The following is a 22,082-nucleotide window of genomic DNA, read 5'->3' on the forward strand; positions in this document are numbered from 1 at the left end:
GCCCGGCGGAGTCCGAAGCTCCGCCGGGCCGCTCTTGTCGTGCCACTCCCCCGTAGCAGGTATCCACGACGCGGTCTGACCCACGACGTTTTCACGGGTGCACCCGGCCGGGGGTGCCAACCGGGTGCGACGCGTCAGGCCGGTCTCACAGGGTGAGGGTCCAGCTGTTCAGCGAACCGGTGTCCCAGGAGTAGGCGTCGGTCACGCGCAGCGTCCATTCGCCGTTCGGCTCCGAAACGCCCGACAGGTCGACCGTGTACGTCTCGTCGATGTCGTTGCCGGAGTCGTACGCCGCCGACTTGAGGTTGTACTCCGAACCGTCCGGGGCGACCAGATCCAGCGCGATGTCGCCGCGGTAGGAATGGGTGATGTCCACGGCCACGGTGGCGTCGGCCGACGCGGCCTCACAGCTGGAGATCGAGACCGTGCTGGTCATCGAGCCCGCATCCGGGATGGCGGCCGTCTCGTTGTTCGTGACGGCCTCGCAGGTGCCCGGCTCGGGGTCCGGCTCGTCCGGCGGCGTGGAGCCGTCGGCGACCACGTTCAGAAGAACGTTCGGCGAGCCGCTGCCCGGGTTGGACACGACGCCCTCGGAACCGCCCGCGACCAGCGCGTCGCCGACCTGCTGCGGGGTGGCGTCCTGGTTCGCGGACAGGTAGACCGCGGCCGCACCCACGACGTGCGGGGTCGCCATCGACGTGCCGGAGATCGTGTTCTCCGACGTGTCGCTGTCGATCCACGCCGAGGTGATGTCGCTGCCCGGGGCGAAGATGTCCACACAGGACCCGATGTTGGAGAAGCTCGAACGGGCGTCGGTGTTGGTGGTCGAACCGACCGTAATGCCCTCCGGGGTACGGGCGGGCGACGAGTTGCACGCATCGGCGCCGTAGTCGTTGCCCGCGGCCAGGCCGTAGGTCACGCCGGAGGCGATGGAGTTCTGCACGGCCTCGTCGATGGCGGCCGAGGCGCCGCCACCGAGGCTCATGTTCGCGACCGACGGGCCCGACGCGTTCTCGGTGACCCAGTCGATGCCCGCGATGACGCCCGCGTTGGTGCCGCTGCCCTGACAGTTCAGCACCCGCACACCGACCAGGTCGACGTTCTTGGCGACGCCGTAGTCGGTGCCGCCGACGGTGCCGGCGACGTGCGTGCCGTGGCCGTTGCAGTCGGTCGCGTCGTTGTCGCCGTCGACCGCGTCGTAGCCGTGCGAGGCCCGACCACCGAAGTCCTCGTGGGAGGTGAGGATGCCGGTGTCGATGATGTAGGCCGTGACGCCGTCACCGTCGTTCGGCGACGAGTAGTTGTCGTCGAGCGGAAGTTCCGGCTGGTCGATGCGGTCCAGACCCCACGACGGCGGGTTCGCCTGGTCCGCGGCGGTGTGCACGGTCTGCACCTGCTCGACGTAGTCGACGGCCGGGTCCGCCGCGATGCGCTCGGCCAGCGCCTCCGACATCTCCGCCGAGTAGCCGTTCAGCACACTCGAGAACGTGTGCGTGACGTCGCCGCCGAGGTCGGCGGCCGTGGTCATGACGCCGTCCTTCAGCTTGACGATGTAGTTGCCCTCGACTGCGGTCTCTGCGTTGGCACCGAGGATGGTGCCCTCCCCGGGCGCGGCGCCCGCGGTGCCCGCCATGCCCAGCACGAGTGCCGCGGCGGCTGTGCCCACCCCGACGGCCGTGCCGGCCTTTCGCTTATCGCTACGCACGGTTTCCCCTTCCGTTCGAACTTTGTCCGGAATGGGCCGAACAGTAAGCGAGAAAGCGGCGAGATCACATCAAGGAGAAATTTCCTGAAATAGCGACGAAAGTAGTATTCCTGCTCCGTTCGACGCAGTCACGGCGGCGCAATGGTCTATACGTTCCGGGATAATGCGTTCAAACTGTGACCAGCAGGTGCAATTCACGTTGCACCGACTCAGCAAGAACCATCGTTCAGCCCCCGACGAAGGTCTGGGACCAAGGTCGCACCCCTACCGTCGTGCGGCGGGGGGAGAAATCAACGGTCTCCGGCCTGCACCAGGAACTCGCCGGCAATATCGGCCGGATTGCGTTTCCGCTCCGAGAACTCGACGTTCAACGCCGTCAGTTTCTCGGTTGTGAGGGCGGCCGATACGCGGTCGAGCGCATCGCGTTCGCGTTCCGACAGCGCTCCTTCGACGGCGAGCGGAACGATGTTCTGCGCGGGGAACATGTCGCGATCGTCTTCCAACGGCACGAACCCGTTGGCATACACGGACGCCGACGTGCTGAACATGTTCGCCACCTGCACCTCGCCGGACCGCAGCGCCTCCACCGTCACCGGTCCGCCCGTGTCCGTCGTGCGGATCTCCTTGAACTCGCAGCCGTACAGCTGACGGATCTCCCGACGCCAGCGCTCGCCCCATTGGCCCGGCCCGCCGAACACGAGCCGGTCGCAGCGCGGAGCAAGATCCGAGATCGTGCGCACGCCCTGTGCGGCCAGATCCTCCCGCACGACGAGCATGTCGGTGTTCTCCGCCGGGGACTGGTCCAGCACCTCCAGTCCCTCCGGCAGCGCACGGGGCAGCTCCCGGTAGACCTCGTCCGACGTCGTCGCGGACGTATCCTGGTCGAAGTAGCGGAGTAGATTGCCGCTGTAGTCGGGCGCGAGCGTCAGCGAGCGGTCCTGCAATGCCTGGACCAGCACCTCACGACCACCGACCGGTGGCCGCACCGTGACATCATCGGCCCCCGCGCCGCGCAATGCACCAGCGTAGATCTCCGCGAGCAACAGACTCTCGCCGACGTCGGAGGCGCCGATGACGATGCGCCCGTCGTCGCCGCCCTCGGCCCCTCCGCGCAACGGGTTGCCGCACGCGGTGGCCAACACCAGTACCGCGCACACGGCGATGATCCGTCGCCATCGACCGACGACCCCGTGGCTCGACGCACCGATCATGCGGGCCCCTTCGACGTCGTGAGTTCGGCCAACCGCACGCCGCGCGGCACCATGATCCGCTGCAACCCAGCCAGCAGCAGATCCAGCACCACGGCGAGCGCCGCGGTCAGCAATGCACCGGCGACGACCTCGGCATAGTCGAGAATGGCCAGTCCGTCCATGAGATAACGGCCCAGTCCGCCCAGTCCGACGTACGCCGCGACCGCGGCCGTCGCGACGAGCTGCAACACCGCGTTGCGCACCCCGCCGAGCACCATGGGCAGTGCGATGGGCACCTCGACCTGCCACAGCCGTTGCATCCCGCGCATACCGACCCCGCTCGCCGCGTCGACGACGTGGGCATCGACCGACTGCACGCCCGCGTACGTGCCCGCCATGACGGGTGGCACCGCCAGCACGACCAGGCCCACGACTGCTGCAGGGGTGCTTTCGGCCAACAACAGGAAGAACAGCGTGACCACACCGAGCGTAGGCAGCGCGCGCACGATGTTGCCGGCTCCGACCAGCAGCACGGCACCTCTGCCGGTGTGCCCCACCAGCAATCCGACGGGAACGGCGAGGACCAGTGCGATGGCCAGTGCCAGGGCGACATAACCCACGTGTTCGAGCACGCGCGCCGGCACGCCCCCGGGGCCGCTCCAGTTCGCGGCGTCGCCGAACCACGCGACAGCCTCGGCGATCATGCTGCGACCTCCGCGTCGGTACGACTCGTGGGAGTCGGCCGCTGCCACGGGGTGAGCACCCGGCGCAGCAGCACCAGCAACAGGTCGACCACAAGTGCGAGCAGGAGGGTCAGTACGACACCGACGACGATCGGCGCGTAGTACTCGCGCTGGAAGCCGTCGGTGAACAGCCTGCCGAGCCCGCCCACCCCGATGAGCGCACCGACGCTGACCAGGCTGATGTTGCTGACCGCCGCGACCCGGACACCCGCGGCGATTACCGGCACGGCGAGCGGGAGTTCGACACCGAAGTACCGGCGTGCGGGGCGGTATCCCATGGCTGTGGCGGACGCCGTCACGGCCTGCGGCACGGCGGCGAGGGCGTCGAGCATCGGGCGTACCAGCAGTGCAGCCGTGTACAGCGACAGCGCGACGACGACGTTGATGCTGTCGAGGATCGTCGTGCCGATGACGCCGGGGATGACGACGAACAACGCCAGCGACGGGATCGTGTAGACGAGGTTCGCCACGACGGCGAGCGTTCCGCGTGCCGGCGGCCACGCCTGCCCCAGCCACCCAGCACCGACGGCCAACACGACACCGAACAGGATCGGCAGCAGGGCCAGGTAGCAGTGTTCGGCCAGCGCCGCCCACAGCTGGGCGCGGGTGTTCGCGCTGCCGAGGTAGGTGCCGAGCTCATCGGTGAGACTCATGTCGCGATCACGCTCTCGCGGTGCGGCTTGTCGCGGTCACATTGGCGGTGCGGCTTGTCGCGGTCACATTGGTGGAGTGCCGCTCGATCACGTCGAGCACGTGGCGCGCAGTGACGACCCCGATGGCCGCGCCGTCGTCGTCCACCACGACGCCGAGGCTCGCCGGCGAGGACAACGCGGCATCGAGCGCACCGCGCAGGGACGTGCCCCGCCGGTACAGCGACCCGCCCGCGACGAGATCCGCCTCAACCAATGGTCCGTCCACTGTGGAAGCGGGTGCGAGCCAACCGCGTGGCCTGCGCTCGTCGTCGATCGCGAGCCGCCATTCGCCGGATTCTCCGGGCACCGAACCGATCTCCACGGTCGAGACCTCGCCGACCTCGAGGGCATCCGCCGACAGGAACGACAGTCCCCGGTAGCCACGGTCCTTGCCGACGAACTCCGCGACGAAGTCGTCGACCGGGTGCCGCAGTACGTCGGCCGGCGTGCCGTACTGCGCCAGCCTGCCTCCTACCCGCAGGACGGCGACCCGGTCTCCGAGCCGGACCGCCTCGTCGATGTCGTGGGTGACGAACACGATCGTCTTACCGAGCCGCCGCTGCAGGTCGAGCAGCTCGTCCTGCAGCCCCTCCCGCACGACCGGGTCCACGGCCGAGAAGGGTTCGTCCATGAGCAGCACCGGTGGATCCGCAGCGAGAGCGCGCGCGACCCCCACCCGCTGCTGCTGGCCCCCGGACAGCTGGGCCGGATACCGCGAACCCAGCTCGGCGGGCAGGCCGACCGTGTCGAGCAGCTCACCGGCCCGGCGTCGCGCCGACCTCCTGCTCCACCCGGACAGCATCGGCACGGTCGCGATGTTGCCCAGCACGGTCCGATGTGGAAACAGACCCGCATGCTGGATGACGTAGCCGATCCCGCGCCGCAACTCGGCCGGATCGATGTCACGCACGTTGCGCCCGTCCAACAGCACGTCGCCGTCGGTGGGCTCGACCATTCGGTTCACCATGCGCAGCGAGGTCGTCTTACCGCATCCCGAAGGGCCGACGAACACGGTCATGCTTCCGTCCGGCACGGTCAGCGACAGCTCGTCCACCGCGGCGACCCCGCCCCCGTACCGCTTGGTGACGCCGCGGAACTCGATCGTCATGGTCGTCTCCCTGCTGCTCCCTCGGCACCGACACCGGCACCGACACCGGCACCGGCATCTGCACCGGCACCTGCCAGGCGTACCCGTGACGCTGCGTACCCGTGACGCTGTGACACGGACCTGCGACACGGACCCTGTGACCCGGACCTGTGACCCGGGTGACAGGTCTGCACGACGGTAACCGAGGAGGCCGACAGAATCGCGCCTTCGAGGTCGGCCGGGCGTCCGCTCCGCTGCTCAGGGCCTCTAGGGTAGGCGCCATGAATTCGGTGCGTCAGGTGTTCGGCGTGGACGCGAAGTCGCTGCGATACGCCATCGCATTGCTGGCCGAGCGCAGCTGGCAGTTCGACGACCTCGTGCGCGAACTGGCCGCTCCCCGGCGCACGGTCGAGGAACTGCTCCAGGCCCTCGGCGACGACCTCGAGCGCGACGGCGACCGCGTCCGGCTACGGCCCGACGTCGTCGACGCCCACCGCGAGGGGGCGGGCAATCCGCACGCCACCGACGGGCTCGAAGCGGAGGTGGCGCGCCACATCGCGCACGTACCGCCGCCGCTGCCCGCGCTCGACCACGTGCAGGCGACCGCCGACACCGTGGTGCGCCGCGCCCGCTGGCTCGACGAGCACTACGACCTGCGCACCACGCGTCTGACGTTCCTCGGCGACCACGACCTGACCTCCCTGGCGGTGCGGGCCCTGCGCCCCGAGTCCGACCTGACCGTGATCGACGTCGACGACCGCATCCTCGATTACGTCGACCGGCAGAGCTCCCGCACGATCAGGACCGTGCACGCGGACCTGCGGTTCGGCCTTCCGCTGTCGGTGATGGGCAAGGCCGACATCGTGTTCAGCGACCCGCCGTACACCCCTGAGGGCATGGCGTTGTTCGCCACACGTGGGCTCGAATGCCTCGCCGACCCGCCCGCGGGCCGCCTGGTGCTCGCCTACGGCTACAGCCCCCGCCACCCCGCGCTCGGCCACCGCACGCAGCGGGCGTTGGTCGGGCTGGGCCTCGCCTTCGAGTCGATCGTGCCCGGCTTCCACCGCTACAGCGGAGCGCAGGCGATCGGCAGCGCAGCGGACCTGTACGTCTGCCAGCCCACGACGAAGGCCCGCAAAGGCGGAAGGAAGACCAGCAAGCAGACGATCTACACGCGCGGCGCCCAGTCACTCGAGGCCGGCGAGACCACGAACGAACTGCTGACGGCACTGCGGAGCATCGCGGGGCAGAACGGGCTGAACGTCGAGGAACGCGGCGCCGACTGGACGAAACCGGTCACGACCAAGCCGGGGACGGCCGTGGCCGTCGACCTCGGAGCGGACCCCGGACCGTGGCTGCTGCGCACGCTGCTGGCCGTCAACGCCGATCGAGTGGCGGTGCTGCTGCCCAACTCGCACCCCGATCTCGCCGACGCCGTGTCACAACGCGGCCTCACCGAGCTGATCGGGCCGAAGTATCGCCTCCGTCTGCTGCGCAGCACGCCGGACAACACACATGCGGTGGTCGTGGCCGAACCGCCCGCCACCGCTACCGGTCACACCGATGCGGCGGCCCGTGCCGTGCTCACGCGGGCACACGGGCGGCTGGGCAACATCTGGCCGGACGCCCCCGACGACGTGTCCGACGACCGGCTCATCGACCTGCCGCGCCACCGCGTCGCCGAGGTCCGGCACGAGCTCGCCGACTGACTCTCCCGGCCGACTGCGAGGGCCCCGTCACCGGCGTGGAACGCCGGGCACGGGGCCCTCGCAGTTGTGAGAACGTGACCGACCGGCCCTCAGCCGACGACGTCGTCATCCTCCGCGGCCTTGGCGACGGCCGTGGCGACCTCATCGGCCACCCTCGGATCGAGCGGGCTCGGCACGATGCGGTCGGCCGACAGCTCGTCGGCGGCCACCGACACGATCGCCTCGGCCGCCGCGAGCTTCATGTTCTCCGTGATCGCCCGAGCACCGGCGTCCAGTGCGCCGCGGAACACACCCGGGAACGCCAGCACGTTGTTGATCTGGTTCGGGAAGTCGCTGCGACCGGTGGCCACGACGGACGCGTATTTCGCCGCCACCTCCGGGTGAACCTCCGGATCCGGATTGGACAGTGCGAACACGATCGGTTCCGGCGCCATCGTCGAGAGCAGGTTCTCGTCGATCGTCGCGCTCGACAGGCCGATGAACACGTCAGCACCGGCCATCGCCTCGTCGATCCCGCCGCGCAGACCCGCCGTGTTGGTCGTCTCGGCGAGCTCGGCCTTGATCGCGTTGAGGTTGTCCCGGCCCGCGTGGATGATCCCGCGCGAGTCGAGCATCGTCACGTCGCCGACGCCCGCGGCCTGCAGGATCTTCGCGCACGCCACGCCCGCGGCGCCCGCACCGGAGATCACCACACGCTGGTCGGCGATGTTCCGACCGGCCACCAGGTTCGCACCACGCAGCGCGGCGAGCACCACGATGGCCGTGCCGTGCTGGTCGTCGTGCATGACGGGGCAGTCCAGCGCTTCCTTGAGCTTGTCCTCGAGCTCGAAGCACCGCGGCGCCGACACGTCCTCCAGATTCACCGCACCGAACGACGGGCGCAGCCGCACCAGGGTCTCGACGATCTCGTCGACGTCGCTGGTGTCCAGCACGAGCGGGATCGAGTCCAGCCCGGCGAACGTCTTGAACAGAACCGACTTGCCCTCCATGACCGGCAGCGATGCGCTCGCGCCGATGTCACCGAGTCCGAGTACCGCCGTGCCGTCGCTGACCACTGCCACGAGCCGGTCGGCCCACGTGTACCGCTTCGCGAGCTCGGGCTGCTGCTCGATAGCGCGGCTGACCTTCGCTACCCCGGGGGTGTAGGCGATGGACAGGTCACGCGCCTGCGTGATGGGCCGGGTGGCCGACACGGAGAGCTTGCCGCCCTCGTGTCCGCCGAAGATGTCGTCGTCACTCACCTGAGCTTGGGACACGTCTATCTCCAGGGCTGAAAAGGGAAATCACCGACGGAGCATCCCGTCGGCTTGTGTGGGCTCCTTGGGCCCGGCGACTCGGCGCGGTAGCACCGTCTGCCGGCAAGGTGTCCGTCATAAGGCCCTTGGTTCAGGCGTAGCCGCGGACGCGGCGGTTCGACCAGTGTGACATCTTCCGGGGCGATCGGCCGTGCCGGTGCGGCCCGGATCACAAAGATCGACCCGTTTCCGCAGGTCACGCCCCCAATAGCAAGACGGACGTCCGACTTGGGTGGCGGGTGAAGCCCTCCTCGGGGCAGGCCCGAATCCACGTCGCCCGCCACCACCCGACCGGACCCGCTCGGCGGGGCTGCATAAGATCCCGACATGCACGCCCGCACGTTGGCCGTTCCGCACGCCGTGGAGTTCACCCCGCCCGTTTTCCCCGACCACCGCGGGCTGTTCACCGCCCCGTTCCAGGAACCGGCGTTCCTCGAAGCCGTCGGGCACCCCATGACGGTGGCGCAGACGAACCACAGCGTGTCGCGGCGCGGCACGATCCGCGGGATCCACTTCACCGACGTGCCACCCGGCCAGGGCAAGTACGTCTACTGCCCCAAAGGCTCGCTGCTGGACGTCGTCGTGGACCTGCGCACGGACTCGCCCACGTTCGGCGCATGGGACGCGGTGACCCTCGACGGCCACGCCTTCCGAGGGGTGTACATCGCCGAAGGACTCGGCCACGGCTTCATCGCGCTCGAGGACGACACCGTGATGTCGTACCTGTGCTCGACGTCGTACAACCCGTCCGCCGAGCACGGCATCGACCCGCTCGACCAGGACCTCGGCCTGCCCTGGCCCGACGGCGTCGAGTACGTCCTCTCCGACAAGGACCGCGCGGCGCCGTCGCTCGCCGAGGCCCGCGACTCGGGCCTGCTGCCCCGCTACGAGGACTGCCTCGCCCGCTACGCTGAGCTACGCGCGAACGCACCCGCCTGACGTCCGGGGTGCCCCAAGGGCACCTGGGGGAACTCAACGCCACCACAGTGCCCTGTCACCCCGGCTGTCGGTCACCGGCTGTGACGGCGGTCAGCGGCGGATGTCCTCCGCGAGGACGCGGTCGACGTTGCGCTCGGCCAGGGCGGTGATCGTGACGAACGGGTTGACGCCGGTGCTGCCGGGGATCAGCGACCCGTCGGTGACGTAGAGGTTGTCGTAACCCTTCACACGTCCGTACAGATCGGTCGCCTCGCCGAGGACGGCGCCGCCCAGCGGGTGGTATGTGAACCGGTTCTCGAACGGCCGCGTGTCGCCGAACAGGTCGTGGCGGTACACCGTGTTGTTGACGCCGTTGATGCGGTCGAAGTGCACCTTCGCCGCGTCGATCGAGGCCTGCCCCTGCTCGGCGGTCCAGTGCAGCTGCGCCGAATCGGATGCCGCGTCATAGGTGAAGTGCCCGCGTGCGGGGTTCTTCGTGATCGCGAGGTACAGGCTCACCCACAGTTCGACCCCGGCCGGCATCGGCGCGATCTCGGCGAACACCGGGTTGTCGGGGTCGTCCCAGGCGTCGATCCCCAGCGCGGGCATCCCCGACTGCAGCGGGCCCGTCAGGTCCCACGCGTGGTTGGCGCGGCCCACCATGACATTGCCGTTCGGGCCCCAGCCCTGCCCGATCTCCCCGCCGAGGCGGGGCAGTGTGCCGGTGTCCCTGGCGCGCAACAGCAACTCGGTGGACCCGATGCTGCCCGCGCCGAGGAACAGGTGCCGCGCACCCATCTCCCGCCGCGCGACGGTGCCGCCCGTCTCATCGAGTTCCCGCACGGTGAGCCGGTACGTGCCGTCGGCGCTCCGGCGGATGCCGCGCACCTCCTGCAACGTCTTGATCGTGACGTTGCCCGTACCCAGTGCGGCGGCCAGGTACGTCTTGTCGAGCGAGCGTTTACCGTGGTTGTTGCCGAAGATGACCTCGGAGTCCAGCGCCGACCGCGGCACCTCACCCGCCTCTTCGCGGCGCATGTAGTCGAAGTCGTAGACGCTCGGCACGAACACGGTCCGGTAGCCGGCCTTCTCGGCGTGCTTCCGCGACAGCCGCGCGTACTGGTACGAGTCGCAGTCCTCGAACCAGTCCCTGTCGATCTCGTTGACGCCGAGCTCCTCGTTGGCGCGCGGAAAGTAGGTGCCGTACATCTCGTCGGCGTCGATGCCGGGAAGGATCTCCTCGAAGTACGACCGCCGCGGGGTCACCGCCATCGCACCGTTGACCAGCGATCCGCCGCCGACACCGCGGCCGAGGTAGACCGACATGTCGCCGTAGTGCACACGGTCGAGCACACCGGCGTAGCGCTCGATGCCGGTATTGATGTCGATCCACAGGAACGACGCGAGCGGCATCTCGCTGCGGTTCTTGAGCCACATCGACCGTTTGTCGGGCGAGAGCATCGGCGAGAAGATCGACCCGTCGGCGGTGGGCGTGTCCCACAGCTGCCCCATCTCGAGCATGACCGTCGGGATTCCGGCCTCACCGAGGCGGAGCGCCGTCACGGCCGCGCCGTAGCCCGTGCCGATCACGACGGCGGGTGAGAAGTCCGGCAGGCCGTCGCGGGCGTCCGCCGCCTGCGCGGGTCTGGTGGAGACGGTCGTGAGGCCGTAGGCGGCGGCCGAGCTCAGCGCCGCGTAACCGAGGAACTTCCGGCGGGACAATGTCCGGCGGGACGACTGTGTCATGGGTCGAGATGCTCGCCCGGCTACCGGCAGGTAGGCAACGGCAAACACGAGGATCTTTCATGTCGCCGTCGAAGTTCACCCGGTCAGCTTAATGGCGATACGCCAACAACGTGCCGTCGATACTGCGACCCTCGGCCCGTACGGCCCGCCCGGCCGCGGCGCTCACGTCCTCGGCGTGACCCAGATCGTGATCTCGACGGAGACGACCGTCCGGCCCGACCGGTCCCGGACGTCGACCGGTACGAGCACCTCGACACCGTCGCCGCCGGCCGGAAGCTCGGGCAGTTCGGGCAGCTCGGCGACAGCGGTCAGCGACGTCTCGGCCTTCGCGACGTACGACACCGACATCCCCTTCGGGATCCAGCGGTGGGTGGTCGGCACCGTCGCCTCGGCGAGCATGCCCATCGCGATCTCGGCGAGATTGCAGGCGGCGATGGCGTGGAAGGTGCCCAGATGGTTGTGCACACCCCACCACTTGGGGGCCGCCACCTCGCAACGGCCGGGCCGCATGTCCCGCACCCTCGGCAGCACCGAACCGAAGTACGGCACGCGCAGGCACATCGCCGCGGAGAACACGCCCTTGCCGATCGCCGAGCCGGAGAGCTTCCGCCACATCGCATAGGTCGGGTTCACCGTCGGGCCCGCCACATCCTGTGAGGTCATGCCGGACATATTACCGACCGGTAACCCAGCTGCCGGGATACGGTTCCCCTGTGTCCGCACACTCGATTCTGCTCATCCGGCACGGCCAGACCGAGTGGTCGGCCGCAGGCAAGCACACCAGCCACACCGACGTCCCACTGACCGGCACCGGCGAGCGGCAGGCACACGCGGCAGGCCGCACCTACGCCGTCCTGCACGGAGGCGGCCCTCCGGCGCTCGTCCTGTCCAGTCCACGGCTGCGTGCGGAGCACACGGCGAGACTGGCCGGCATCGACGTCGACGAGACCACAGAGGACCTCGCCGAGTGGGACTACGGCGAGTACGAGGGCACCACCACGGAACACATCCACCGCACCGTCCCTGAGTGGACACTGTGGACCGACGGCGCCCCGGGCGGCGAGACGCCCGCACAGGTCGCGGCCCGCGGCGACCGCGTTCTCGACCGCGCCCGCGCCGCCCTGACCGACGGCGACGTCGTGCTCATCGGACACGGACACTTCAACCGGGTACTGATCGCCCGCTGGCTCGGCCTCGACGCGGCACTCGGCGAAGGATTCCGCGTCGACCCGGCGAGCATCTCCGTACTCGGCTACGACCGTGGCGCCCCGCAGATCCGACATCTCAACGTCCCGCCGACCTGACCCCCGACCTCTCCCCGGCTCGCGACTCCCGCGGTGCGAAGCTCGGCGTATGACGATCCGCCGCATCCGCACCGACGACGTCGACGCCGTCGTCGACCTGGTCCACGCACTCGCCGAGTACGAGAAGGCACCCGACGAGTGCCACCTGACGGCCGAGCAGCTGCACACCGCGCTGTTCGCGGACAAACCCGCGCTCTACGGCCACGTCGCCGAGGCCGGCGGCGAGGTCGTCGGCTTCGCGCTGTGGTTCCTCAACTTCTCGACCTGGCGCGGAGTACACGGCATCTACCTGGAGGACCTGTTCGTCCGCCCCGAGCACCGCGGCTCCGGACTCGGCAAAGCCCTGCTCGCCGCCCTCGCCGCCGAATGCGTCGACCGCGGGTACGCGCGTCTCGAGTGGTGGGTACTGAACTGGAACCCCGCGCGGACCTTCTACGAGTCCCTCGACGCCGAAGCCATGGACGAGTGGACGGTCTACCGCCTCACCGACGCGCCGCTGCGGGCACTCGCGGACGAAGCGGGCGAGGCGGGCTGACGCCGCGGCGGTTCCGGGCGGATGCGCTCAGCGGTCGCCGCGCTCGTCGCGTTCGCGCTCGGCCGCCCGGCCGGACACTCCGCCGCGACGTGCGGCCTCGTCCTCCGTCTCGTCGGGCCGCTGACCCAGCACCCACGCGCGCGAGTCCCGCCGGAACAGCAGCACGATCACCGCGACACCGGCGATCATGATCGGCACCCCGAACCCGGACTGGTCCGACGGGCCGGTCGCGTACCAGCCGACGCCCACGAGGATCAGCGCGACGACGAGGGACGGCGAGCGCGCCCACGTCTTGCCCAGCAGCAAACCCGTCGCGCACGCCAGCACGCCGATGCCGAGGACGGCGTAGTAGCTCACCTCCGCGACGAGGTCGGGGCTCCTGCCGGTGACCGCGAGCACGATGCCGATCGCGACGAGCGCGAAGCCCGGCAGTGCCGTCAGCAGCCCCGCGTAACGGACTTCGCGGGGCGCGGGCGAGATCTTGTCGGCGAGCGCCACGAGCGGGCCTTCCCTCGGATGTGACCGTGCGTGAACGGTTTCGATGGTATGCCACCCGGACGGCCGTTTTCCGCCGCCCGCCATCGGGACAAGGATTCGAGGTGTCGTCGATGAGCCGGGTGGTCGTCCGGGGTGCACTCGTCACGGCGGAAGTCGACACGTTCGCCGACCGAGCAGGAGGCAGCAGGCGAGGAGAACGGGCTGACGATTCACCTACGCTGGACGAGTGCGCGCAGTTCTCGTCGTGAATCCACAGGCCACCGCCACCTCACCGGGAGGGCGCGACGTCCTGGCGCATGCGCTCGCCAGCCAGGTGAAGCTCGAGGTGGTCGAGACCGAGCACCGCGGTCACGCGATGACGGTCGCCCGTGCGGCCGCCCGTGGTGAACTGGGCGACGTCGGCCTCGTCGTCGCGCACGGCGGGGACGGCACGGTCAACGAGGTCGTCAACGGCCTCATGGACGGTGCTCGGCACGCCGTCGCGGGCCTGCGCGACACCGGCCCACACGGCTCCGGCCCACATGGCACGGGCCCACACGGCACCGCGAGTGCCGGTCGCATCGACGGCGCGGCCGCTGCCGCCGATCCGGTGGCGCAGGCCGCCGTCCCCGCGCCGATGCTCGGTGTCGTCCCCGGCGGCTCGGCGAACGTCTTCGCCCGCGCACTCGGGCTCCCCCGCGATCCCGTCGAGGCCACCCACCGCCTCCTCCACGCCGTCGACACCCGTTCCACGCGGCGTGTCGGCCTCGGCATCGCCGACAGCGGGGGCACCGGGGCCGCCGACGACGTCACCGGCACCGTGGCGAGCGGCGCGCGCTGGTTCACGTTCAACGCCGGTCTGGGCTGGGACGCCGACGTCGTGGCGGGAGTGGACGCCCGCCGCGGCAAACGCACGAGCCCCTCGCTGTACGCCCGCACGGCCGTCTCCGCCTACCTGAGGCCCCCGCACGGCAGGCCGGCGATGAGCATCGGCCTCCCCGGTGACGAGGAGCCCGTGCAGGCGCGGACGGTGTTCGTCTCCAACACCGACCCGTGGAGCTACCTCGGGCCGCGGCCGGTCCACCTGAACACGACCTGTTCGTTCGACGGCGGGCTGGGACTGTTCGCGCTGCGCGGCATGGGCATGGCGACCGTGTTGCGCCACCTCCGGCAGGCCTTGCAGCAGGGCGAACACCGGGGCAGACGGCTCGTTCGCCACGACGATGTGTCATCCGTCTGCGTGAAAGCGGAGAAACCCGTAAACTTTCAGGTCGACGGAGACCTGGTCGGCACGCGCACCAGGGTGGAGTTCCGGAGCGTCCCGCAGGCGCTCACCGTCGCGGTATGACTGGTCGCAGCCGGTGAACAGCAGCCAGCTGATCACCGCGGGCAAACCCCGGTTACCGCTTATCGACGCCGAGGCTCCACTCGCCGCAAAGTTCGGTCGACGGGCGGCGTTGCTGCGAGGTAAAGCCGCAGGTCAGGTCGGGGTTTCACGGCCGTGAGCTGACTCACCGATCCGTCGAAAACACTTGTCGAAGCCCGGGACTCGTGAAAGCATTCACAAGCACCCCGAAAACGACCGCCAAGACGACGTTGGCGCGGATACCCCCGCGTCTTGAGAAGGAGCTCAAGAATGGACTGGCGCAACCGCGCGGCCTGCCGAGACGAAGACCCGGAACTGTTCTTCCCCGTGGGAACGAGCGGCCCCGCTCTCTCTCAGGTAGCCGCCGCGAAGGCCGTATGCCACCGCTGCACCGTTGCCTCCGACTGCCTCGCCTGGGCCCTGGCCAGCGGCCAGGACGCCGGCGTCTGGGGCGGTATGGACGAGGACGAGCGTCGTGCGCTGAAGCGTCGCCGTGCTCAGGTCGGTCAGCACAGCAACGCCTGAGCAGACCGTCGCAGACAACGCGACCTGCCTTTTGCCCGGATTGACGTAAATACTTTTACTGGGGCCGAGGCAAAAGGTTTGAGGGCCGGCATCCCTTCGGGGTGCCGGCCCTCAAGCGTGTCCGGGACGAGTCGAACGAATGCATTCACGACTCCGGATACCGCGCATCACCGTCTTTTTCGGACCGATCACCGCCGGACCGTTCTCGTCGTGCGGCGAGAACGGTCCGGCAACCGACAACGAGGGCGAGACCGGCGACGTGAGTCCGCTCAACCGCGACGGTTGAGCGGCACACGGAGGGTCGCCTCGGTGCCACCGTGACTCCCGCCGCGCAACGACAACGACCCGCGCAGCTCGGATTCCACCAGCGTGCGTGCGATCTGCAGTCCGAGGCCGTCGGCGCGCTCCAGTGAGAATCCGGACGGCAGGCCCCGTCCGTCGTCGCGGATGACGATGTCGAGCCTGCCCGCGGACCGGTCGACCGCGATCTCCACCTCGCCCGCCTTTCCGGGGTCGAACGCGTGCTCGACCGCGTTCTGCACCAGTTCGGCGACCACCATCACCAGCGGTGTGGCGATATCGGCCGCCACGATGCCGAACGACCCGCTGCGCGAGAGCTTCACGTGCGCTTCGGCGGTGGCGACCTCGCCGACCATCGGCAGTACGTTGTCGAACAGCTTGTCCAGGTCGACCTTCTCGTCCACCGACATCGACAGCGCCTCGTGGACCATGGCGATCGACGACACGCGGCGCACCGACTCCGTCAGCGCCTGCCGGGCTTCGCCGCTGGGCGTCCTGCGGGACTGCAGCCGCAACAACGCGGCGACGGTCTGCAGGTTGTTCTTCACCCGGTGGTGGATCTCGCGGATCGTCGCGTCCTTCGACATCAACGCGCGGTCGCGCCGCTTGACCTCGGTGACGTCGCGGGCGAGCACGAGCGCACCCGCGGGCCTGCCCGCCGGGCGCAGCGGCAGCGCGCGGAACAGCGCCACCGCGCCACGTCGTGACTCCGCCTCCGCACGCGTGCTGGGTTTGCCCGCGACGGCGTCGAGGATGCGGTGCGAGATCTCGGTCGCGTCGAACGGGTCACGGATCAGCGACCGCGTCAACGGCGCCAGCCGCGCGCCGATCAGATCCGATTCGTAGCCCATGCGGTGATAGACGGACTGGCCGTTCGGGCTGGCGAACACGACGGTGCCGTTCTGGTCGATACGGATCAGCCCGTCACCGACCCGCGGGCTCGTGTGCACGTCGGTGCCACCGTCCGGGCTCGGATACGTGCCGTCCGAGAGCATCTGGCACAGGTCGGCCGCACTGCCCAGATAGGCGATCTCGAGCGGGCTCGGCACCCGCGGCGACGCGAGGTTCGTGTCACGGCTCAGTACGGCGATCGCCCGGTCGCCGAACCGTACCGGGATCGCCTCCCTGCGCATCGGCAGGTCGTTGTACCAGTGCGGTTCCTCCTCGCGGCACAGGCGCAGTTCCCGAGCGGCCCGCGACAGCTGCGGATGCTCCTCCGGGGTGAACCGCGTGCCCACGACGTCCTCCGCGTGTGCGGTCGGACCGGTCGTCGGCCGCACCTGCGCGACGCACACGAAGTCGCCCTCACCGCCCACGACCGGAACCCACATCAGGAAGTCCGCGAACGACAGGTCCGCCAGCAGCTGCCACTCGGCGACCACGAGTTGCAGGTGGTCGACGGCCTCCCCCGGCAGACCGGTGTTGTCGGCGAGCAGCTCCGCAAGTGTGGACATCGGTTATCGACCACCGCACATCGTCATGATTCGGATGCGGACCGGGCGTGATCCGCTCTGCAATACTCCCACCCGGCCCCCGCAATACCCACCTGCCGGCCGCACGCGTCACACCCGGACCGTCCGGCCCAGCCGACGGGGTCGACGAGAGCACATGCGACACTGGGGCCAGCAAGTCATGGAGGAATGATCATGTCGAAGCGTGCACGTAAGCGCCGCGATCGCAAGAAGAACAAGGCGAATCACGGCAAGAAGCCCAACACCTGATCGTCCGCCTCGAGCGGCCGTCGGGAACGGCGAAGGCCCCGGCACTTCCTCGGAAGTGGCCGGGGCCTTGCCGTGTACGGGGTATTCGAGGTGCTGCCGTGTCCGGCGGTCCCGTGCGCGTCGGGTCCACCGGCAGCCGGGTCAGCTGCCGTCGGAGCCTTCGCGGACCTGCTCGATCGTCAGCTCCGTCTCGCTGAGCCGCACGCCACCGCGTTCCTCGACGGTCTTGCGGATCGACGCCCGCAGCCGCTCCTTGAGGTCGACCGGCGCCTGCTCGCCACCGCACTTGCGGTGCAGCAGCTGCTTGATCTGGTCGTCGATGCCGTACTCCTCGAGGCACGGCGGACAGTCCTCGATGTGCTTGCGCAGCTGCGCGTCGCGTTCAGCGCTGCACTCGCGGTCGAGCAGCAGATAGATCTCCGCGAGCGCCTCGTCGCAGCAGACGTCCCGGCCCCGCTCGGGTTTGTGGTCCGGCTGTTCCAGAGTGCTCATCGGCCCGCCACCTCCCGCGTCGCGGTCGCAGGCCGAATGAAACCACGGTCGGTGGCGACGTCGGCGAGGAGGTTCCGCAGCTGGCTACGACCACGGTGCAACCGCGACATCACGGTGCCGATGGGCGTGTCCATGATCTCGGCGATCTCCTTGTACGCGAAGCCCTCGACGTCGGCGAGGTACACGGCCAGCCGGAACTCCTCGGGCAGCTGCTGCAGCGCGGCCTTCACGTCGGTGTCGGGCAGCTTGTCCATCGCCTCGACCTCGGCCGAACGCAGACCGGTCGACGTGTGGTTCTCCGCCTGGGCGATCTGCCAGTCGGTGATCTCCTCGGTGGGCTGCTGCAGCGGCTGCCGCTGACGTTTGCGGTAGCCGTTGATGAACGTGTTGGTCAGGATGCGGTACATCCAGGCCTTCAGGTTCGTGCCCTTCTTGAACGAGGAGAACGCCGAGTACGCCTTGAGGTAGGCCTCCTGGACGAGGTCCTCGGCGTCGGCCGGGTTGCGCGTCATCCGCAGGGCGGCCGAGTACAACTGGTCGATGAGCGGCATGGCGTCCCGCTCGAACCGCGCGATGCGATCCTGCTCGTCCTCGGGGCTCTCGGCCCCCGCGGCACGGTCGGGAGCGCCGGGCGCGGCTGCGGCCTCGGCGCCCGGTCGCTCGGCTGTCTCGGCGGTTGCTGGCTCGGCAGAGTTCTGCGTGCTCGGCAAACCGTTCCCTTCCAGATCGGTGGCCGGGTCGACGGTGATCTCGGCGCTCTTGCTGTGCCTGTCACGCTGGCTTCGGATACCCGCCACCGACGGCACATATGTCTCCTCCGAGGATACGCCTCGGGCGCCCTCGGGTCTGGTCAGAATCGTCGGCACGCCCCCTGTAACGACGACCCTCGATCGGGTATTCCCGCCTGCCGCCGGAGCCATTCCCCGTGTCGCCTAGCCTGCACGTCATGGCGGGCAAGGGGACACCGGCTACGGCGCTGCTGACCACGCGCGAGGTCGAACACACGTTGCGGACCTACGACCACGACCCTCGCCACGAGTCGTACGGGCTGGAGGCCGCCCAGGCCCTGGGGGTCGAACCGGAGCGGGTGTTCAAGACCCTCGTCGCGACCGTCGACGGGGCGCTCACGGTCGGAGTCGTGCCGGTCACGGGGCAACTCGATCTCAAGGCGCTCGCGGGGGCCGTGGGCGGCAAGAAGGCGAGGATGGCCGACCCCGCCGCGGCCCAACGGGCGACGGGGTACGTCGTCGGCGGGATCTCCCCGCTCGGGCATCGCTCCCGCCTGCCGCTCGTCGTGGACGCCGCCGCTGAGACGTTCGCCACGGTGCTGGTCTCCGGTGGCCGTCGGGGGTTGGAGATCGAACTAGCACCCTCCGACCTCATCGCCCTGACGACCGCGACCGTGGCAGCCATCACGTCGTGACCCACCCTTCCGGGTGAACCGCGACCGGAGTGTTCTTGCCCCCCAAGGGCACCTTGGGTGCATTCGGCGGCGAGTCCGTCGTCACGTGCGTGTCAGGAGACGAGGGGGCGGGTGACCCGGGCGAGCCACTCCGACGTCGCACGGGCGACGCCGTCGAGACCGGCCTTCAGGCTGTGGTCGCCCGGCACCACGACGATCTCCCGGTGCGGTCCCGCCTCCGGCCTGCCGAACGGGTCCTTCTCCCCCTGAACGACCAGCGTGGGCACCTGGACGCCGTCGAGCTCGGCCTGCCGCGACTTCTCCGGCTTGCCGGGCGGGTGCTCGGGGAACGCCAGGCACAGCACCGCGTCGGCCTGACCCTGTTCGGCCGTGCGGCACGCCACCCGGGCCCCCGACGACCGCCCGCCGAACACCAGCGGCAGACCTTCGAACCACCGGCCGGAGAGCTCCTCGACGACGGCCAGCCACGCCGCGTCCAGCTGTTTCGCCGGCGCAGGCGCCTTCCTGCCCGCCACGCGGTACGGCTGTTCCACCAGCGCCACGTGGACGCCCTGCTTCCGCGCCGCTCCCGCGACGGCGACCAGGTCCGGCGCGTCGATCCCGCCGCCCGCGCCGTGCCCGAGCAGCAGCCCGGCACCCGCCTCGTCGGCGAGATGCAACTCCACCCGCGCCGGACCGTGCGGCGTGTCGACCCTGGCGGTGGTCATCGCGCACCCGGCACGTCGAACAGCGCCGCCTCCGACGACACGTCCGTCGCCGACGCCCCGCGGTCGGCGACGGACTGGTCGGCGTCCAGCTCCACGGCGTCGTCCGCCCGGTCGAGCAACTGCGGGCCGTTGTTGCGCACGTTGTTCACGAGCGTCGACACAGGCCGCAGTTCGAGCGCGTCGACGACGTCGAGGCCCGGCGGTTCCAGCAGCGAGGTGGCGTCGGTGCGGTCCGGGTCGAGCCAGTCGTGCCAGCGATCCGGGGTCATCAGCAGCGGCATCCGGTCGTGGACCTCGGTGAGCTGTCCACGCGCCTCGGTCGTGATGATCGAGCACGTCACGAGCGGTGGTGCGTCCGGTTCGCCCTTCGGGTCACGCCAGGTCTCCCAGATACCCGCGAACGCGAGCGACGAGCCGTCCCTGCCGGTCATGAAGAACGGTTCCTTCGGTGCCTTCTTCTTCGGCTGCCCCTCGGGGACCGGTCCGACCTTCCACTCGAACCAGCCGTCCGCGGGGATCAGGCAGCGGCGCCGGGACAGCGCCTTGCGGAACGCGGGCTTCTCGGCCGCTGTCTCCGCGCGCGTGTTGATCATGCGGTTGCCGACGGCGGCGTCCTTCGCCCAGAACGGCACCAGGCCCCAGCGCAGCACCCGTAGCGCGCGTTCGGCGGGCGCCTCGGTGTCGACGTTGCCCTCGGCGTCGCGCGGATGCCGCTCCACGACACCCACCACGTTCTTGGTCGGCGCGACGTTGTAGTTCTCCGTGGGTGCGTGCCCCTCCGTGCCATCGGCCGCCTCGAACTCCTGCATCAACGCGGCCGGGCTCTTCGTGGCGGCGTATCGGCCGCACATGGCGTCTCCCTGATTCGTCGGACGGACTCCCCGACCAGCGTGGCACGGCTGCCGACCCCGGGCGAGGCCCATGGGGGATCATTACCCACGGGTGAGCCAGGCGGCAACGCCGTGCGCCGCACCGGCGCGGCTCGCATCCTCGGCAGGTGACCCGGCAGGAAGGTGGACGCCCGTGGCCCGCGGCGACTGGCGCAGGTTCGACGAGAGCGACGTGCGCGTGCGCCCCGGCAAGAGCACCCGGCCGCGCAGCAAACGCCGGCCCACTCACGCCGACGCCGTACCCGCGATGGTCACGTCGGTCGACCGTGGACGCTGGCGGTGCGCCGTCGAGTCCGACCCCGGCCGCGCCGTCACCGCCATGCGCGCCCGCGAACTGGGCAGGACCCCGATCGTCGTCGGCGACCGGGTGCACCTCGTGGGCGACGTCAGCGGCAAGCCCGACACCCTCGCGCGGATCGTGCGCGTCGAGGAGCGCTCCAGCGTCCTGCGGCGGACCGCCGACGACACCGACCCGTACGAGCGCGTGGTCGTCGCCAACGCCGAACAGCTGCTCATCGTCACGGCGCTCGCCGACCCGCCGCCCCGCACCGGGTTCATCGACCGGTGCCTCGTCGCCTGCTACACGGGCGGACTCGACCCCGTCCTCTGCCTGACGAAGGCCGACCTGGCCCACCCCGACGAACTGCTGGCCGAGTACGCCGACCTGGCGGTGCCCGCCGTCGTGACCAGCCATGACGGCGACCTCGGCGAGCTCGTCGACCGGCTGTCGGGACGGGTGTCGGCACTCGTCGGGCACTCCGGGGTCGGCAAGTCCACGCTCGTCAACCGCCTCGTCCCGGAGGCGGGCCTCGCGACCGCGGAGGTCAGCGCGGTCGGTAAGGGCAGGCACACGTCGGTGAGTGCCATCGCCCTGCCACTGCCCGGTGACGACGGCGGCTGGGTCGTCGACACGCCGGGGGTCCGTTCGTTCGGGCTCGCCCACGTCACGGCCGATGACATCGTGGGCGCGTTCGACGGGTTCGCCGAAGCCGCCGAGGAGTGCCCTTCGGGGTGCGGACACCTCGGTCCGCCCGCCGACCCGGACTGTGCCCTGGACGACGTCGAGGGCACGGGCGCGCGCTTGGCGTCGCTCCGGCGACTGCTGGCGTCGCGCGCGGGCCTCGATCCGTGACACTCCGGCAGCGTGCGTCACCGGACGTGACGTTTCCTCCCCGTAAGCCACCGCGAACCGTGGCGCAGACCACGGAACCGCTACCGTGTCCGGCACATCGAAGGGGAAACACAGGGCAGCGACGC

Annotated in this window: 23 protein-coding genes; 9 read left to right on the forward strand and 14 right to left on the reverse strand. The window is 69.9% G+C overall.

From position 1 onward, the window contains the following. Positions 1-145: 145 nt before the first annotated feature. The 5 genes from FHS23_RS16105 to FHS23_RS16125 form a co-directional block, all read right to left on the reverse strand. Entirely contained in the window at positions 146-1,633 is a 1,488-nt protein-coding gene (locus tag FHS23_RS16105) for a S8 family peptidase (RefSeq protein WP_183656224.1), read from the reverse strand. 362 nt (positions 1,634-1,995) lie between these two features. After that, a complete protein-coding gene (locus FHS23_RS16110; protein ID WP_183655807.1) occupies positions 1,996-2,916 on the reverse strand; it encodes an ABC transporter substrate-binding protein in 921 nt (306 codons plus the stop codon). Then, complete coding sequence (locus tag FHS23_RS16115) at positions 2,913-3,599, reverse strand: ABC transporter permease (protein WP_183655810.1); 687 nt, start codon at positions 3,597-3,599, stop codon at positions 2,913-2,915. Before FHS23_RS16115 ends, FHS23_RS16110 begins: the two co-directional genes overlap by 4 nt. Further along, on the reverse strand, positions 3,596-4,291 hold the full coding sequence (locus FHS23_RS16120; protein ID WP_183655813.1) for an ABC transporter permease: 696 nt from the start codon (positions 4,289-4,291) through the stop codon (positions 3,596-3,598). The genes FHS23_RS16115 and FHS23_RS16120 overlap by 4 nt, the downstream gene beginning before the upstream one ends. 7 nt (positions 4,292-4,298) lie before the next feature. Beyond that, entirely contained in the window at positions 4,299-5,438 is a 1,140-nt protein-coding gene (locus FHS23_RS16125) for an ABC transporter ATP-binding protein (RefSeq protein ID WP_183655824.1), read from the reverse strand. A gap of 260 nt (positions 5,439-5,698) precedes the next feature. Here FHS23_RS16125 and FHS23_RS16130 point away from each other — a divergent pair, with 260 nt between their 5' ends. Then, positions 5,699-7,126, forward strand: a complete 1,428-nt coding sequence (locus FHS23_RS16130; RefSeq protein WP_183655827.1) for a bis-aminopropyl spermidine synthase family protein — start codon at positions 5,699-5,701, stop codon at positions 7,124-7,126. A gap of 89 nt (positions 7,127-7,215) precedes the next feature. Here FHS23_RS16130 and FHS23_RS16135 read toward each other — a convergent pair whose 3' ends face one another. Then, positions 7,216-8,382, reverse strand: a complete 1,167-nt coding sequence (locus FHS23_RS16135) for a malic enzyme-like NAD(P)-binding protein (protein ID WP_183655830.1) — start codon at positions 8,380-8,382, stop codon at positions 7,216-7,218. 366 nt (positions 8,383-8,748) lie between these two features. Here FHS23_RS16135 and FHS23_RS16140 point away from each other — a divergent pair, with 366 nt between their 5' ends. Beyond that, positions 8,749-9,360, forward strand: coding sequence for a dTDP-4-dehydrorhamnose 3,5-epimerase family protein (locus FHS23_RS16140; protein ID WP_183655833.1), 612 nt, complete (start codon positions 8,749-8,751; stop codon positions 9,358-9,360). 90 nt (positions 9,361-9,450) lie between these two features. On the opposite strand, the gene FHS23_RS16145 is transcribed toward FHS23_RS16140, so the two are convergent. Both FHS23_RS16145 and FHS23_RS16150 read right to left on the reverse strand, forming a co-directional pair. Further along, the gene (locus FHS23_RS16145; protein ID WP_183655837.1) at positions 9,451-11,085 is read right to left on the reverse strand and encodes a GMC oxidoreductase; all 1,635 of its coding nucleotides are present in this window, start codon (positions 11,083-11,085) and stop codon (positions 9,451-9,453) included. 162 nt (positions 11,086-11,247) lie between these two features. After that, entirely contained in the window at positions 11,248-11,748 is a 501-nt protein-coding gene (locus tag FHS23_RS16150) for a hotdog fold domain-containing protein (protein WP_183655846.1), read from the reverse strand. Positions 11,749-11,798: 50 nt separating this feature from the next. On the opposite strand from FHS23_RS16150, the gene FHS23_RS16155 reads away from it, so the two are divergent. Together FHS23_RS16155 and FHS23_RS16160 are read left to right on the forward strand one after the other, a co-directional pair. Continuing rightward, entirely contained in the window at positions 11,799-12,389 is a 591-nt protein-coding gene (locus FHS23_RS16155; RefSeq protein WP_183655850.1) for a histidine phosphatase family protein, read from the forward strand. Between the two features lie 49 nt (positions 12,390-12,438). Beyond that, positions 12,439-12,924 carry a GNAT family N-acetyltransferase gene (locus FHS23_RS16160; protein ID WP_183655853.1) on the forward strand — a complete coding sequence of 162 codons (486 nt, stop codon included), beginning with the start codon at positions 12,439-12,441 and terminating at the stop codon, positions 12,922-12,924. A 27-nt stretch (positions 12,925-12,951) separates the two neighbouring features. Here the strand turns inward: FHS23_RS16160 and FHS23_RS16165 are convergent, their stop codons facing one another. Next, on the reverse strand, positions 12,952-13,422 hold the full coding sequence (locus tag FHS23_RS16165) for a hypothetical protein (RefSeq protein ID WP_183655855.1): 471 nt from the start codon (positions 13,420-13,422) through the stop codon (positions 12,952-12,954). A gap of 226 nt (positions 13,423-13,648) precedes the next feature. Between FHS23_RS16165 and FHS23_RS16170 the strand changes: the two genes are divergently transcribed. After that, positions 13,649-14,749 carry a diacylglycerol kinase family protein gene (locus tag FHS23_RS16170; RefSeq protein WP_183655857.1) on the forward strand — a complete coding sequence of 367 codons (1,101 nt, stop codon included), beginning with the start codon at positions 13,649-13,651 and terminating at the stop codon, positions 14,747-14,749. Positions 14,750-15,037: 288 nt separating this feature from the next. After that, entirely contained in the window at positions 15,038-15,292 is a 255-nt protein-coding gene (locus tag FHS23_RS16175) for a WhiB family transcriptional regulator (protein WP_183655860.1), read from the forward strand. A gap of 269 nt (positions 15,293-15,561) precedes the next feature. Here FHS23_RS16175 and FHS23_RS16180 read toward each other — a convergent pair whose 3' ends face one another. Next, positions 15,562-17,046: a sensor histidine kinase gene (locus tag FHS23_RS16180; RefSeq protein WP_183655863.1), complete on the reverse strand. Its 1,485-nt coding sequence runs from the start codon at positions 17,044-17,046 to the stop codon at positions 15,562-15,564. A 192-nt stretch (positions 17,047-17,238) separates the two neighbouring features. On the opposite strand from FHS23_RS16180, the gene FHS23_RS23930 reads away from it, so the two are divergent. Further along, entirely contained in the window at positions 17,239-17,313 is a 75-nt protein-coding gene (locus FHS23_RS23930; RefSeq protein ID WP_369299110.1) for a 50S ribosomal protein bL37, read from the forward strand. Between the two features lie 141 nt (positions 17,314-17,454). Here the strand turns inward: FHS23_RS23930 and rsrA are convergent, their stop codons facing one another. Continuing rightward, a complete protein-coding gene (rsrA, locus tag FHS23_RS16185) occupies positions 17,455-17,805 on the reverse strand; it encodes a mycothiol system anti-sigma-R factor (RefSeq protein WP_183655866.1) in 351 nt (116 codons plus the stop codon). Next, complete coding sequence (locus FHS23_RS16190; protein WP_183656227.1) at positions 17,802-18,515, reverse strand: sigma-70 family RNA polymerase sigma factor; 714 nt, start codon at positions 18,513-18,515, stop codon at positions 17,802-17,804. The genes rsrA and FHS23_RS16190 overlap by 4 nt, the downstream gene beginning before the upstream one ends. A gap of 236 nt (positions 18,516-18,751) precedes the next feature. Here FHS23_RS16190 and ybaK point away from each other — a divergent pair, with 236 nt between their 5' ends. Continuing rightward, a complete protein-coding gene (gene ybaK / locus FHS23_RS16195; protein ID WP_183655880.1) occupies positions 18,752-19,228 on the forward strand; it encodes a Cys-tRNA(Pro) deacylase in 477 nt (158 codons plus the stop codon). Between the two features lie 92 nt (positions 19,229-19,320). Here the strand turns inward: ybaK and FHS23_RS16200 are convergent, their stop codons facing one another. Continuing rightward, a complete protein-coding gene (locus tag FHS23_RS16200) occupies positions 19,321-19,935 on the reverse strand; it encodes an alpha/beta hydrolase family protein (RefSeq protein ID WP_183655882.1) in 615 nt (204 codons plus the stop codon). Continuing rightward, positions 19,932-20,786, reverse strand: a complete 855-nt coding sequence (locus FHS23_RS16205) for an SOS response-associated peptidase (protein ID WP_183655886.1) — start codon at positions 20,784-20,786, stop codon at positions 19,932-19,934. The genes FHS23_RS16200 and FHS23_RS16205 overlap by 4 nt, the downstream gene beginning before the upstream one ends. A gap of 172 nt (positions 20,787-20,958) precedes the next feature. Between FHS23_RS16205 and rsgA the strand changes: the two genes are divergently transcribed. Further along, positions 20,959-21,957, forward strand: a complete 999-nt coding sequence (gene rsgA, locus FHS23_RS16210; RefSeq protein WP_183655889.1) for a ribosome small subunit-dependent GTPase A — start codon at positions 20,959-20,961, stop codon at positions 21,955-21,957. Positions 21,958-22,082 lie beyond the last annotated feature (125 nt).

Source organism: Prauserella isguenensis (assembly GCF_014191605.1).
Lineage (GTDB): Bacteria > Actinomycetota > Actinomycetes > Mycobacteriales > Pseudonocardiaceae > Prauserella > Prauserella isguenensis.